17 protein-coding genes and 1 pseudogene are annotated in these 14,041 nt (G+C 51.1%); 1 reads left to right on the top strand and 17 read right to left on the bottom strand.

What is annotated here, in order from left to right; genetic code table 11:
• Position 1 precedes the first annotated feature (1 nt).
• The 16 genes from QMN38_RS19995 to QMN38_RS19920 all read right to left on the bottom strand — a co-directional run bounded on the left by QMN38_RS19995 (position 2) and on the right by QMN38_RS19920 (position 12,849).
• The gene (locus QMN38_RS19995) at positions 2 to 760 is read right to left on the bottom strand and encodes a phage minor tail protein L (protein ID WP_323605775.1); all 759 of its coding nucleotides are present in this window, start codon (positions 758 to 760) and stop codon (positions 2 to 4) included.
• Positions 757 to 1,095, bottom strand: coding sequence for a phage tail protein (locus QMN38_RS19990; protein ID WP_153742632.1), 339 nt, complete (start codon positions 1,093 to 1,095; stop codon positions 757 to 759). Before QMN38_RS19990 ends, QMN38_RS19995 begins: the two co-directional genes overlap by 4 nt.
• Positions 1,095 to 4,070, bottom strand: a complete 2,976-nt coding sequence (locus QMN38_RS19985) for a phage tail tape measure protein (RefSeq protein WP_323605771.1) — start codon at positions 4,068 to 4,070, stop codon at positions 1,095 to 1,097. The genes QMN38_RS19990 and QMN38_RS19985 overlap by 1 nt, the downstream gene beginning before the upstream one ends.
• A 219-nt stretch (positions 4,071 to 4,289) precedes the next feature.
• Positions 4,290 to 4,631 carry a phage tail protein gene (locus tag QMN38_RS19980; protein ID WP_323605769.1) on the bottom strand — a complete coding sequence of 114 codons (342 nt, stop codon included), beginning with the start codon at positions 4,629 to 4,631 and terminating at the stop codon, positions 4,290 to 4,292.
• 61 nt (positions 4,632 to 4,692) lie between these two features.
• Positions 4,693 to 5,148: a phage tail tube protein gene (locus QMN38_RS19975; protein WP_323605767.1), complete on the bottom strand. Its 456-nt coding sequence runs from the start codon at positions 5,146 to 5,148 to the stop codon at positions 4,693 to 4,695.
• A gap of 13 nt (positions 5,149 to 5,161) precedes the next feature.
• Positions 5,162 to 5,572 carry an HK97-gp10 family putative phage morphogenesis protein gene (locus QMN38_RS19970; RefSeq protein WP_323605765.1) on the bottom strand — a complete coding sequence of 137 codons (411 nt, stop codon included), beginning with the start codon at positions 5,570 to 5,572 and terminating at the stop codon, positions 5,162 to 5,164.
• Positions 5,569 to 5,946: a hypothetical protein gene (locus QMN38_RS19965; protein ID WP_323605763.1), complete on the bottom strand. Its 378-nt coding sequence runs from the start codon at positions 5,944 to 5,946 to the stop codon at positions 5,569 to 5,571. The genes QMN38_RS19970 and QMN38_RS19965 overlap by 4 nt, the downstream gene beginning before the upstream one ends.
• Positions 5,936 to 6,277 (bottom strand): phage head closure protein, encoded by a 342-nt coding sequence (locus QMN38_RS19960; protein ID WP_323605761.1) that lies wholly within the window; start codon positions 6,275 to 6,277, stop codon positions 5,936 to 5,938. Before QMN38_RS19960 ends, QMN38_RS19965 begins: the two co-directional genes overlap by 11 nt.
• Positions 6,277 to 6,603: a head-tail connector protein gene (locus QMN38_RS19955; protein WP_323605759.1), complete on the bottom strand. Its 327-nt coding sequence runs from the start codon at positions 6,601 to 6,603 to the stop codon at positions 6,277 to 6,279. The genes QMN38_RS19960 and QMN38_RS19955 overlap by 1 nt, the downstream gene beginning before the upstream one ends.
• A 31-nt stretch (positions 6,604 to 6,634) precedes the next feature.
• Positions 6,635 to 7,795: a phage major capsid protein gene (locus QMN38_RS19950; RefSeq protein ID WP_323605757.1), complete on the bottom strand. Its 1,161-nt coding sequence runs from the start codon at positions 7,793 to 7,795 to the stop codon at positions 6,635 to 6,637.
• Between the two features lies 1 nt (position 7,796).
• A complete protein-coding gene (locus QMN38_RS19945; protein ID WP_323605755.1) occupies positions 7,797 to 8,477 on the bottom strand; it encodes an HK97 family phage prohead protease in 681 nt (226 codons plus the stop codon).
• A gap of 19 nt (positions 8,478 to 8,496) precedes the next feature.
• On the bottom strand, positions 8,497 to 9,771 hold the full coding sequence (locus tag QMN38_RS19940; protein WP_323605754.1) for a phage portal protein: 1,275 nt from the start codon (positions 9,769 to 9,771) through the stop codon (positions 8,497 to 8,499).
• Entirely contained in the window at positions 9,771 to 11,288 is a 1,518-nt protein-coding gene (locus QMN38_RS19935; RefSeq protein ID WP_323605752.1) for a terminase large subunit, read from the bottom strand. The genes QMN38_RS19940 and QMN38_RS19935 overlap by 1 nt, the downstream gene beginning before the upstream one ends.
• A gap of 7 nt (positions 11,289 to 11,295) precedes the next feature.
• Positions 11,296 to 11,781: a terminase gene (locus QMN38_RS19930; RefSeq protein ID WP_323605750.1), complete on the bottom strand. Its 486-nt coding sequence runs from the start codon at positions 11,779 to 11,781 to the stop codon at positions 11,296 to 11,298.
• Between the two features lie 139 nt (positions 11,782 to 11,920).
• The gene (locus QMN38_RS19925) at positions 11,921 to 12,259 is read right to left on the bottom strand and encodes an HNH endonuclease (RefSeq protein WP_323605748.1); all 339 of its coding nucleotides are present in this window, start codon (positions 12,257 to 12,259) and stop codon (positions 11,921 to 11,923) included.
• Positions 12,256 to 12,849, bottom strand: a complete 594-nt coding sequence (locus QMN38_RS19920; RefSeq protein WP_323605832.1) for a hypothetical protein — start codon at positions 12,847 to 12,849, stop codon at positions 12,256 to 12,258. Before QMN38_RS19920 ends, QMN38_RS19925 begins: the two co-directional genes overlap by 4 nt.
• A 163-nt stretch (positions 12,850 to 13,012) precedes the next feature.
• Between QMN38_RS19920 and QMN38_RS19915 the strand changes: the two genes are divergently transcribed.
• Complete coding sequence (locus QMN38_RS19915) at positions 13,013 to 13,213, top strand: hypothetical protein (protein WP_323605746.1); 201 nt, start codon at positions 13,013 to 13,015, stop codon at positions 13,211 to 13,213.
• Positions 13,214 to 13,331: 118 nt separating this feature from the next.
• Here QMN38_RS19915 and QMN38_RS19910 read toward each other — a convergent pair.
• Positions 13,332 to 14,030: pseudogene (locus QMN38_RS19910) on the bottom strand (glycosyltransferase family 2 protein); the annotation flags it as partial.
• Positions 14,031 to 14,041: the final 11 nt, after the last annotated feature.

The following is a 14,041-nucleotide window of genomic DNA, read 5'->3' as shown; positions in this document are numbered from 1 at the left end:
ATCAGCTCCTGATCAAAGACGTGCCGGGGAAACCGCCGAATGGCAACTCTTCATTTTCACCAAAACGTGGTTTGCATCCAGTGCTAAGCAGCCCACTGCATTCATCCAGCGATGGGTCACTCACCTCGTTACCGAACTTGTCAAAATATCGGCTTCCAGCGTAATCACACCCGTCGCCTGAGCGATATTTCCCGCGAATACACCACGTACATACTGAATGAAGCTGGCGGGTCGGTATCATGAGCCCCTGCAGGTCCATCGGGCTGGATAATGTAAACTCCACCACCTCGTCGGTTTCATTGCTTTTCGAATCAATGTAATAAACCTTTAATTTTTCCTGTGTAGGATCAGCAGAGGTGTTCCCACCAGCAAAATTTTTAGCGTCAAGATATTGCGCCAGTGTGTCATGGATGGTGACTTTGGCCTGAAGCAAATCATCATACGCCAGGCACAATGCGGTGATTGAAGAGTCGATATTACCGACCGAAAGTCGAGGCTGTGCCGAACTACCATCCGTTGATGCTTCAATATCTTCTATCTGACAGGGCCACGCGCTATATTCATTACCCTGCCACCAGATGGATTTTGCCGGAAGTTTCGACTCATCCACGCCTGCACTGAGTATTTCAGCCTCAGTATGAGGGATATTGTAGGCATGAAAATACATGATATCCGTCAAACCAAAACCGGTGCCGTCGACAGAAAAAAGCCGGATATCATTACCCGGCTCCAGCTTCTGATAATCCTCATTTAAACTCATGGTTTATATGCCTGCGTGAATGTGGCTGTCAGGGAAAAATTACCGGCCCCCATTGGGGTTGGCTTATATTGCTCGCAGCGATAAAGCCCCAGTGGCTCAAGTGGAGGTTTCCACTGAAACGACCGTATTCCCTCATGCCTGTCCAGAAATGCCTTAATTGCCTGAATATAAGATTCAGTACCGACGAAATTCATATCCCATTCCTGCGAGCGAGGATTAATTCCATCCCCGGAGACCTGGGTATAGCCGTCTCCAAACTGAGCTTTACGTGTCCGCATAGTCACCGTCTGGCTGGGACTGACACGAGGGCTCCATGTAAAGGTTTCAAGCGCCATTAGCGACTCCCTTTTGTGCTGTTCCAGATTGCGCCGCCGGGGCGAAGGTCAGACTGAATCATTTTGCGGTATCGTTGATCCACAAAGCTGCCAATCTCTTTGCCAAACTTCTCCCAGCCTGCCGTGGTTTGTGTACCGGTATTACCATCCCCTTCAATGGTGATGTACACCACAGGGGCAGAACCAGAGGACTGGGAACCACCTCCCCCGACGGAACGTACACCCAGCGAACCATCTGATGCCCGGGTTAAAGGCATGATGGCCTCCGGGCCTGCCTCGCCAAATACGCCCGCTCCCTGCGCAAAAGCGAATAGCTGGGGGGAGTCGTAAACGTTATTGCTGAAAGAACTTAACGAAGGAGAGTTATATACGCCGCCTTTGGCGTTGAATTTAATATCCGATGCCGCATTGTCATAAGCACCTGATGGTGTACTGCCGCCAGAAGCACCACCTGCAAACGCAGAAGTTGCCGCGCCGAAAATGCTCTGAAGCGCACTCGAAAGTGCAATACGTGCCGAAATTTTTGCCAGGTCAGAGAGGACAGAAGTGGTGAAGTTTTTGAAGTTCCCCTTCCCGGTAATTGCAAAAGATGCCAGAGAATCAGTCATCCCATCAAACAGACTGGATGAGAAACCCGCCATCTGGCTGTTTGCATCACGCGCACTGTCTACCCAGTTTTGGGTTCCGCGCCGGAATCCAGCAGAGTAATCGCGCTCAACAGCAAGTTTGTCTTGCTGTGTTTGCTGAACAATCTGCAACTCCTGTTGCTGAGCAGCATCAAGATCGGCCAGTCTGGCCTGGTATTCTGCTGACGTGGTATCACTGAAATCCTTCTCAAGCGCTATCCGGCGCTGGTTGAAGCGGTTCTCGATTGCCATTCGGGCTTCAGCGTTTGCAGACTCGCGATCAGACTGGGTATACGATTGCAGGCTTTGCGCCGATTCCCGCCGCATTGCTGCAACTTCTTCCTCCCATTTTTTCGCTTCCTGTTGATACTTCAGCGAGGTTTTGCGCAGTGCTGCATCTTTCTCAAGCTGAATATTGGACTGTAATTGCGCGCGGATTTGGTCCTGCATACTGACTAGGCTTTGCTGACTCTTTGTCAGTTGCTGCCCTTTCAGACTGGTGATCTTCTCATTAAAGACTGCCAGTTGCTGTGCTGATTGCGTAAGCCCCGTGGTTACGCTGGCCTCTTCAAGCAATACAGCGTGACGTTGCTGCGCCTGCGCCAGCGCGCGTTGCCCCTCACTTTCACCTTCAACTTTCGCCTGCTTAGGCTGTTCCCTCTTCGTGGCTTTATCGTACTCGTCATTAATCCCCTTGAGGATGCGGGTATATTCCTGGGTGTCTGACTTATAGATGCTGCCGTTGAGTCGCTTGATAGCTTCAGCACGTCTTTCAGCTGCCGTCGTCCCCGCATCCATATAACTTTTAAGGCCAGCGCTATTCTTCAGGCGTTCACTCTGCGCAGCAGCGCTTGCAGCGGTGATATCGGACATTAGCTGTGCCGCCATGCCAGACAGCTTATTATTCACTTCCCGCGTTTTATCAACCGCGCCACCCAGGGCGAGCACCGCCTGCTCGCCAGCGGTACCCCATGTATTACCCAGATTTTTTACGGTCTTGCTGGTTTCATCAACTTCGTATCCGAGCTCAGAAAGCCGCCCTTTCTCCGCCTGAATCGCCGTATCAATGAGAATCTGGCTGGCCTGAGCAGCTTCACCACGCTGATTAAGCGCCAGAACCTGATTGATGATTGAATCGCTAAGCACCACACCTGACGCTGTCAGTTTCTGCATGGCTGCAACAGGATCACCACGCAGTGATGAAAGATGGGTAACTAATTCCTGAGCACTGCCGCCCGCCTGGGCATAAGTATTCGCGAGAGTGGCTACGTCCGTCAGCAACTGACCACTGAAACCCGCTTTTGCTGTTGCAGCCACTGCATCAACGGATACCTCCGTTCCGCCGAGTTCACTATTCAGACGTTTAAGTTCATTGGCCGACAGTAGCGAGGAGGTTTTTAAATCCAGAATTGCCGAGTTTAATTTTTTGGTTTGCTCCTCACCTTTTTTAAACTCGCTATAAAGCATTGCGCCGCCGGCCGCCAGAACGGTAAGGCCAATACCTACAGGCCCGCCCAGCAAACTCAGTGCGGAGCTTAATGCGCGACTGCTTGTTGCAGCTATACGCTGACTGACAGACAGTTGAGTATTCGCTACAGCAGCAGCTTCCGTTGAGGCAACCAGAGCAGCTTTACCCCCGGTCTCAGCGAGTTCTGCCGCCGTGACTGAGGCCTTTGCGGCTTTGAGTTTCTCTAGTCCCCCAGCCTCCAGTCGCGTCGCCTCAATAATTGCCCGCTCATTTTTAAGATGTTCATCCTGATAACTGACATTCAGGCCATATTGCTTGTTAACCGCAGCCTGCTTCGCGTAATACTCGTCAAGCGCAATGGCCTGTTCACGCTGCGCCTGTGCTGCCGCAATAGTTTTTTCCGCAATAGCAGCCTTTCCCAGAGCAGCCTGCTTTTCTGCCTGAGCTGCTGCTATCTGGTTCTGTGCAGCAGTCGCCAGATCTGCTGCTGCACTTCGGGCTGCTTCCTGCTGGTTTTTCCAGCTACCTGCTGAACCATCCAGTTGCCCTTTTAAGGAGTGAACCGCCGGAATAAGCGCGTTAATAATGCTGCTACTGGCAACATTGCTTCCGGCGGCGACTTCATGAAGGACAAAGTTCAGTTGACCCGCGCCACGAGTTGCTCCCGAGAACTGATCCGCATTAGCGCCAGACACGCCAATTCTTTTCGCGGCATCCACCGTCTTGCCAATCGCATTCGCCAGCTCATTGGCCTGAGCTGTCGCCTGTTGATTAAACTTTTTACTCGCCTGCCCCGCATTTTGATACGCATCGGTGATCTGGGATTTAAACGCCGCAGAATTCAGATGCAGGGCAACCGACAAGCTCGCAACATCACTCATTGAGCATCCTCATTACGTCAGCGCATTGTTGGTCAATGACAGGAGAAGGTTGTGAAACAGAGGGTTCGGGAGGCGTACCACCTGTCGCGTTTCCCGTTAACGCAAACCATGCCTGCCAGTGAAGGATGATTTCTGCGGGCAGGCTGGCAATTTTTCGAACATCAGGCTCCCCAAAGCGGTCTGCCATGGCATAAATCAGTGACAACCACCGGGAGCTGGTCAGTTTTTTTTCGCTTCCTCCAGCGTACCGTAGCTGTGGCGTTGCACTGTGGTCATAGCCTCCGTAATTGACGCGTAAGAATGCGATTTCATGAGTTCGTCCGGCGCTGGCAAGTTCTGCGCGGGAATACCGTTTTCATCCACCAGCGCATTCAGCACCAGCGAGGCGGCAGCCATCATCAGCGGTCGGGTATTACCAGGACCGTTTAACTCTGAGGCTTTATCCTCAAATTCCGATAACTCAAATGCTGACAACCGGCGAATAAACAACTCAGTGCCCAACAACGTAAAAGAATGTGCTGAGCGCTCTGGGGACAGCAGACGTGATTTCAGGTCTTTCATTTAATTCTCCATTAAAAAAGCCGCCCTGAGGCGGCGATAGTACTCACGAAGTCATCAGAAATTAGCTTCCCGGTTCTTCATAACCCCAGTCGATATTGTTTTGCTTACCGTTCACGGTAATCTGGATCACTTCACCTGCTGGCGCGGTAATTTCATTCAGCTTCCAGCCAGAGAGCGCCATAATCATTGTTGCGGTACGCCCGTTTGGTAGTTTGATATAGAACTGGACCGTCTGGCGCGCCTGTGCGGCATTAAGAAATGCCATAAAGCTGGTATTGGAAGGATCATCGACAAAGCCGAGGGATTTTTCCGGTCCCTCTGGCATATCAGAGAGAAATTGTTTCTGGGTATCGATAAGCGTGGTGCAGTCGACGAACGAGCCCGTTGCACCGGTAGCCCCGAGCGCCTTACAATTCACCAGTGACTGAAAATCTGCCACGTCTTCACCCGTTGCACCCCATTTAACGATTGTCCCGGCGGGCAGCATTGCGTATTCCGGTGAGCTTTTATCAGCCATGTTTTTTCCTCAGTTAACGATTATTTTCAATCCCCTCGCGAATACTCACGGCGAGAATACGCAGGACTTTTGCTCGGTTGAAATCGAGCGCCGGGCGCATAAACGGATCGGCAACCTGTTTAACAGTGCCAAATTCCTGCGCCAGTGCTTTCATTGTGTGCGCTTTGGATGGACCAACCCGGATTGTCACCGCAGTCAGCCATCGACCGTCATTCATCCGGTTTTGGTAGGTGGTTTTGATGTTGTCGCGCATGTGGCTGCCAGTGCTCGTATCGTCGTATCCGGCGTGCTGCTGCATATCCTCGCGGACAATTTCCATTGCTTCTTTCCCGGCGGTACCGAGAACTTTTACAGCAACCTTTTCCCCCATGCTGAGCAGTTGCTGTTCCAGCTCTTTCAGCCCCTGAACTTCCATACGGATCATGAGGCATTCTCCGGGCAATAGAATATGTAATCCCGGGCACGACGGTATTTCCCACCGTCATCTGGTTCGAAACTCTCCCTCACGCCCTGCCGCTCAACATATTGAATGGGGTATCCACCAATATGACCGTGAACTACATTTTCCCAGACCGCCCATAGCGCGTTGTCCATCTCTTCTGTTCGACTGTATAGAGAAGAGATAAAGCTCAATTGATAGCGAGTCGCCACAAGTTTGGTGCGAATGGTTCCGCTGACCAGACGCGGATCGCTTATCAACTGTAACGTCACAAACTCGCCCTCTGTTTGCGGGCCTATCAAAGGATAAACATTCACACCCAGAAGCGTTTCAACTTCGCTTTTAAGTTCAGGGTACACGGGTAAAATCCTCCATACACAGGACTTCAATATTGCGTCTGTCACGCGTGGGTAGCGGTGCAGTCACGGTAAAAATGCGACCCTCTCCCTTCTTTGTCACCTCGATCAAGCGAGTGGCCGTGGCTCGGATGTCGTCCCGGTACCGCATGAAAATTTTCGTGGTGACGTTTGAACGCTCAGCGTTGCCGCTGATGAAATCCCGCCCCGTAACCGAACGAATATCAGCAGAAAAAATGCCCAAACTTTTCCAGCCGATCGGCTGACCAAAGTTGTCACGCTCATCCGTTTTTATTTCTATCCGGACACGGTGCCGGAGGCGGCCTGGCTCCATCAGGAACCCTCCTCTTGTTCTGCAATGCCACGCCAGTTACGGCAGGAGAACATAAGATTTTCCGCAGCCACATTGGTATAGAGTTGCACCTCAGTCTGGCTGGTGCGATGTTCGAACAAATCACCGAAAACCAGCAACATGGCGGAGACCACTGGAGAGGGAATATCTGAAGCTTGTTTCCAGCGAGGGTCATCGCACCAGCGCAGACAGTAATCGAGCGCCGACTGCGCGTAGCGCTTAATCACTGCATCTCTGTCATCAGTATCCATTTCAACGTGCTGCCTGAGCTCTTCGATCGGAACAATGCTTAGTACATCTATGGTCATAGGCTAAAGGGCGGGTTACCCGCCCCCTCCATCAGCTGCCAGATTCAGCGAAGCTACCCTTGATGATTGCTTTCGGACGATAGTGAGCCAGGGCCAGACGCTCTTCGCACAGGATGGTGAGCATGTTTTTAACGAAGTTATCCCGATCTTCGCGGCTGACCTCGATTGTGGCATCCATGCGATCCCAAACCTGAGAGGCCATGTCAAAACCGCCAACAGTGAAGGTACCCTGAGCCTGTGCACGGGTCGGCACAACCGGAAGCCCCCACATAATGTTAGTGGTGAACGCCTGTGGGCCGCCAAAGATATAACGGCCTTCGTTATCCTTCAGCAGAGCAATGCTGTGCCAGTCACGCGGGTTGAGGACAATGCCGGATGCACTGAACTCGGATTCAGTTACCTGGTAGATCGCATGCGCAATAATATCGGCGCGGGTGTCTCCTGTGTCATTCAGACCAGTATCGTAGGCTGTGGCCACATGGTTGATACCTTCAAGGTCATCCCCGCTGCCATCGCCATTAAGCAACTGGCGTTCTTCTTCCAGCGCAAGACCATACATAAGACGGTTATTGACATAGGACTGCAGCATTGGCGCATCGTCCATAACCTGACGCGATGCCTGGATCCAGTGTGCAACGGTTTTCACATTCGCAGTTTGCTTGCTGAACGTAATATCTGATTCTGGCTTCAGCGCTTTTTCCGCCACGCTTGCCGCGTTGTTGGTGAACAGCTCTTCACGGACATATTCCAGGGAATTACTGGAAATACGCCCCTGAGCGAGCAGGTCACGGATAGTCAGGCGGCGCAGACCTGGCATGATGATACCCGGCACTTGCATGGGCTGGATCAGGCTCCCAGCAGAAGCAGTATCACTACCAAGAGATTTGTTGAAGGTCTGCGCTTCGAATTGGCCTTTGCTGCCGTTCCAGGATTTAGTCAGCTCCTCTGCGGCACGCTCGGAGAAAGATTTCTTCTCATCCAGATTCTCTGCACCGGAAGCAAATTTCTGCTCCATGTCGAACAAACGGGTACCGGCTGCTTTGAGTTCTTCCTGAACTTTCGCCAGGTCGTCCTGCAATTGTTTTGACACCTTCCCGGTAGTTTCAATCTCATTTTTTTGTGCATCAAAAAGCTGCTGCATGTTTTTCTGAGAGTCTTCGATCGCCTTCTGAATTTGTGCTAATTCGGACATGTTATTTTCCTAATGATTGAGGGAATGAACTGATACTCGCGATTAGCGCGGAAATATCTGATTTGGTTTCGTCAGGTTCGGACTCGCTCCGAACGGCTGACTTAAACCGGGCAATAAGCCCCACTGCCTGTGATTTGCTTAAACCCACTGAATCCCTCAGCCAGTTTTCAACATCACGGATGGTTTCTATACCGTCGATACTCTTCATGGCGGAGACGCCCGCTAATTCGTTCGCTGGGAAAGTGCAGACACTGATTTCACGCAGTGTTGTAATGTTTTTGAAAATACGCCCCCCACCGTTAGCGAGTGAGTAATCGTCTTTAGTAACGGAAAAACCGACCGACATACCCTCGACGGTACCGTGTTGCATAGCGGCTTTCAGGTCGCTAGCGCCGCTGTGACCGGGGGTAAGCTGCCCGCGGACAAAAAGCCCTTTACTGTCCTCAGCCAGTGCATCCCACTTACCCACTGGAAGCTCCCATGCCCGGTGATTGAAGAACATTGCGACCTTACGACTTGGCTGTTGGATTGCACTTTTGAATGCACCAGGGAGGATGATGTCACCATCAGAATCGACGTTACCGAACACCGAGGCGTAGCCTTCAAAAATGCCCTGAGTGCCGTCTCCGGTGAACTTAATTTCCGTCTCTTCAAAAGAGAGCGTTTTCTTGATCTCTGGCATGTTGCCCCCTTAAAAAAAACTAAACCCCGCCGGAGCGAGGTTTGTTATCAGTTCCCAGGACAGTTATGGGCACATATTGTTTCTGTCGCATCGCAACATCACCGCCCTCAATTCGGGGCATATTATCCAGCCTGCGCATTTCATTAATCGTTCGCAGACCGGCATCACCCATTGCTTTCATGAATGCCGCTCGGGAAGTCGAATCTCCACGTAATAGACCATCGAGATTATGCTCAGCGTGGTATTTACCCACCTCTGAAGGTTTAAGTAACCAACGCTGAATGCAGTTTTCCCAGCGGGAGATGAAGGGCTGAAGGGTGTACTGAAGAAAGCCAAGATTTTGTTGCTCAATCCCCGTACCCCAGCTCGTCGATTTTTCGACATCACCGACCAGGTGAGGCGGTACACCAAAGAAACGAGCTAACTCACTAACCTGAAACTTCCGTGAAGACATAGTTTCGGCGTCCTGTGGGCTAACACCGATGTCATGAGCAGCAAAGTTTGCTTCGAGTATCCAAAGCCGTTTCTTAACCGGACCACCAGCAATCTCCTTGAAGTTTTCCTCAACCTGTTCACGCTGCTCTTTCGTCATTACGCGATCGCCAACGGAAAGTATTTTTGGTGATTTAGCCCCGTTAGCGTAAAAGTCACGCTGCTGGTCTTCCATCGCCACCGCCACCCCGGCCGATTTACACGCGTGGGCGATAGGAGATAAACCAACAAGGCCATTAAACCCGAACCCTTTCAGATGGAAAATTTCTCGCTGGCTAAAGTTGACGTACTCACTGTCTCGTTTGTAACGATAAACAATTTTTTTACCTTCCAGACGGACATCCATATTCGCGGACATTAGAGGTAAAAGGTTAATCACATCACCAACAGAATTACGCTCAATAAAGGCATACGCATTGCCATAAAAGCAAAGCTGCATCGTCATTGACTCACGGAACTCCTGAGCGGTCATGTACTGATTAGGTGAGTAGCGCAGCAACCGCGCCAACGGATTTTCCATTCCTACTTTAAGCCGGTTGTCCTTATTATCTGTCTCAAAGACATCCAACGGGAGCGTGGCAGTTAATGTGGAGATCAACGAAACGCAACGCCATACAGTGGAAATTTGCAGAATGCGCTCATCGGTTACCTGCGAGTCACCCAGCGCGCCATGCGCTGAAACTGGACCGGTTTGTGAGCCCTGATCTGGCGTAACCAACCGACCACCAACAAACCATGACTGCAGGCGCGCCCACATACCGTTGTTTGTGCGTAAATCTATGCTGTATTTAGGTTCATCCATCACATGCTCAGCGGTTTAAATAAGAAATCTTCAAAGTCGCCACCAGCGATAACGACCTCCCCGTTTGCAGCCCCAGCAGCCATTGTCATAGCGACCATTCCGTCAATACGACCAGTGGCTTTTGATTTGTCCAACTTGCGATTACCCGCAGCATCTTTCACCACTACTGCATTCTGTGCGCACATTGTCAGAACAGGGTGCATGCCGTGCCTGATCCTGCCGTTCAACAACAGAGATTCAATCGTGTCCACTGCTGGCCCCATATCCTTGAACCCTTGCCCGAACTCCACCAGCGGTAGTGCCAGGCCAATGTTCTCCAGTTCTTTTCGAAACAGGTCTATGCGCCAGCGGTCAAAAGCCATCGATGCAAGCAAATCAAAGTCGCTAAGAATTTCTGCTATGTCATTAACCACAAAACCATAATCGACTGACGATCCCGGTGTTGTTCGCAGGAAGCCCTGTTTAACCCATACGTCATAAGGAACACGGTCAGTTTTAGCTCTATCACTGAGTGTTTTTTCCGGTGTCCAGAAATACGGGAAGATATCCCATATCCCTTTACTGTCTTCGCCAGCGATCACCAGTGCGGTAAGGTCATTTCTTGCCGAAAGGTCCAGACCAGCAAACCACTTCCTCGGAGTGTTTATTGCCGGAGCCTTACCACTTTCCCAGACGTTTTTAGAGATGAATGGCGAGACTGTCGAAACACGCTGATTAAGACAAAGATTACGGAAGGTATTTTCAAAACTCGGCATACGCCCAGCCATTTCAGCCTGGCGTTCTAAATCTTTCAGTGAACGGAAGGAGCCCAGAGCCGGGTTTGCTGCTGCCCACGCTTCCCGATCATGTACATCAGCCTCTTTAGGGGCCTGGTAAACATGGGAAACGATATGCGGGTCACCTGAACGCTCAGCGTCGTCAAGCCAGATACTCAGCAAATCAATATCGTTTGCCGCCTGGGTACTTATCGCTATTAGCAATGGGGATTCATGGGCGCCCTGCGCAGTGATAATGGCGTCGATAAAATCGCTCTGTGGCCCAACGACTTGCCCCACCTCATCGAGAATGGCCAGTACCGGCGAAAGTCCGTGGGTAGTTTTCCCCTCCGCAGCCAGCGCCTTAAATTCTACGTTCATCGGTAACCCAATCAGCTTTTTACCACTTGGGATGATGTGAACGATGCTCTGAAGATCGGGATTCAGGTTAATCATTTTTACGGCGAGGCTGAATACAATACCAGCCTGTTCCCGGCTCATTGCACCACTAACGATTTGCGTGTTCTGCTTAGCTTCGGGCCCGACAAGGTGAGCAAGAAGTATTCCCGCAATCAAACCTGTTTTACCGTTCTTACGGGCAATACTGAGATAGGCTTTATCTGTTCCTACCGGGTTGTCATACATAGCCAGGAGAAATAACTTCTGGAACTCATCCAGCCTCATCGGTTTCCCGATAAGCTTGCCTTCCGGAACAATGCAGTAGCGTTCAATGAACGCGATAACCTTTTCACCACGCGTCATTGATTCCCTATCCGTGTTTTGGGAAGGCGATCAGATTGTCATCCTCTCCCGAGTTTTGGCTAACCGTACCACGTGCATTCCGGTCATTTTCATTGCGTTTCTTCTGGTCACGGCTCTCACCGTTAGTCGCATGCGAGTGGATTTGCAGATCGCGACGCTGGGCCAGAATAGTTCGCTGCAACTCTACAATCTGTTTTCGCAAATCCTTGATGAGTTGCTCGTTACGTTCTTCACCGCGCACGCGTTCTTCCTTCCGTAAATCTTTGCGTAAAACGGTGATATAGAGCTGATTATTTGCCAGTTCAGCAGCGGCAAGCAGGTCTGCTGGCGTCCAACTGTCCAGCGCTTTTGATCTGATATTGTCATGCCAGAAAGGTTCGGCTTTTTTCTCCAGACCCGCATGCGCCGGAGGTTGGATAGTATCCTCTGTAGCATTTTTCATGGCCTGAAGCGCCGCCGCCGAACTGTCGGAGCGGGTTCGTTTGTCTGCCATTTTTATCACCTGATAAATCGGAAAAAATCGGGTTAGCGTTAAATTGAAAGGACATGCGCGGTCATTTGGTGCGAGAGGGGTAGAGTTTCACCCTCCCCCCTACCCATGCTACAGCGCGAAAGATGAGATATTTTCTCATTTACTTCCAGTGGGAGTTAGGGTCAAGAGGGTAGCCGTTAACGTCACAGCCGATGACCGTGCCACTCTTCTCCATCCTCTGCTTGGTTGAGTCGTGGTGCTGTTTGCACAGTGATTGCCAGTTATTTTTATCCCAGAAGAGCACTTGAGCTTTAGCAATCTCAGTCTGAACACCCGACCTGATAGCATCCTTTAGCTTATGCGGCTTGATGTGGTCAACCACTGTCGCGGCTATCGTCCTACCCTGCTCACTGCACATTACACATAATGGATGGCTACGCAGAAATGAAAGCCTGGCCTTATCCCACCGGCTACCGTAGATGCGAGGCTCTTTACTCATAGCGAAAGCCTCCAAGCCCGACGGCGTTCTGTACGTGGTTCGCTGTCGGGGTGGTGCTCCACCGGATCACCATCTGTATGATCAACCAAAGACCAGCACGGGTAGACAACGGAACTACCATAAGCATCACCCACTGCATAATCGGCAGGCTTACTACTGTCCCATTGAGATAGCACACGGCTGATGCTTTGAGGCGGAATGCTGTAGCACACACCATGTATCAACCGCGGTAGCATGATGAAGTCAGACCTCACCTTGTCCGCATTAATCAGGCGTTCAGCAATCTGCATTTGGTATTGCGGTGGGCGCCCGGTACCCAGATAAAAACTCAGCATGTCGCAAGGGAAGCGCACCAGCCAGTCAGCAACCTTCTCAGTGAACCCATGCACCGGCAGCGCGTCGTCTTCCAGCACAACTACCCGGCAAGATTGCCCACCAGCCCATTCGATAGCGCGCCGGTGATTCCAGTTCGCACCGTGATTGGCATCATCTACCAGCAGATGAGCATCCAACTGCGCAGCGAGACGTTGGGCATGACCTATGCGGGCATGATGGCAGACCACCACAAACTTAATGTCTTCAGCCACCAGCAAATCTCCAATAAAAAAGCCGCACGATGGCAGCCACTGTTTGCATATCAGGGTGTTGCTTTCCTTTATCCCTGGCTAAAGTGGGGATTCAGCCCGTCAGTGGTGGGACACTGGCGCACTCAGCGCAGAGGGATGGCTGATTACCTCTGGATAAGGAATCAATATGATTAAGAATAATTTCAGGCTACAGGTGGAATGCAATGCCAAAACCATTGATGACCTCAATAAAGAGGTTGGTCAGCTTAAATGCGTTGTAGGCTTCCTGATGGCTCAACTTCCACCAGAGCGCAGAGAGGCCATTATCAACAATCTGAAAGAATACGAGCTGAATGATTCAGCCAAGGAATTCAATCAGTTCATTTAAATAGAGCCTCGCCAACTAAATTAATATGCCAGCCCACAGGTTTATTGGGCTGGCGCTTTGGTCGACATAATTTATTTTTAGCTTTATGTTTTTTCATTAATGTTTCCTTTATTTATGTTTCCACCAGCGCCTGGCGGTCGGGCCTCGGTACCGAACGCTCCACCGCTTCATGCTCATCAAGCGAGTAAATCAGCTTTTCAGAACCAACAATATCGGCGTAAGCCCACGTGGTCAGTCCGGCGTTATGGATACGTATGGCAAGGTCGCTGTGCTCGTACATGCCACGACCATAAACCGGATCGAAACCGCCTACCTTCTCGATGGCGCTGCGGTGGTAATACAACATCACGCCACGCTGCCCGGTATACACAATATGCTGATCGTCACGGTAAAGCACCGCAATGTCATTCAGCTTATTGCGGCCAGTCAGATCGAGAAACTGGTAAGCAAGGTGCGGCTCTGGTGATTCGATGTATGGCAGGTGCCAGTTATCGGCGATCGGATATGCATCGTCATCCCAGAGAAAGAGATGCTCACATCCGGCGTCCATCAACGCGGCTAAGCTCGCGTTCTTCGAAGCAACAATGCCAAGTGATGTTTCATGGCGAAGCAGTTGCACGCCGTCGGGAACTACCGCTGCAGGTTTTGAACCATCATCGACCACCACCATCAGCGCGCCGGAGGGAAGATGCCTCATGTGCTGTTCGAGTGCTCGTTTTAAAACGTCTGCACGCTGATGCGTCGAAATGGCAATGCCGATCCGTGATGAAACGACGCTGGCGGGAGCGTATGGGACACCATCAATAGTGACCTGCATGAACTCTCCTG

The organism is Citrobacter sp. R-1.5.2 (assembly GCF_035064245.1).
Lineage (GTDB): Bacteria > Pseudomonadota > Gammaproteobacteria > Enterobacterales > Enterobacteriaceae > Citrobacter.
This window is presented reverse-complemented; position numbering and strand designations above follow the sequence as displayed.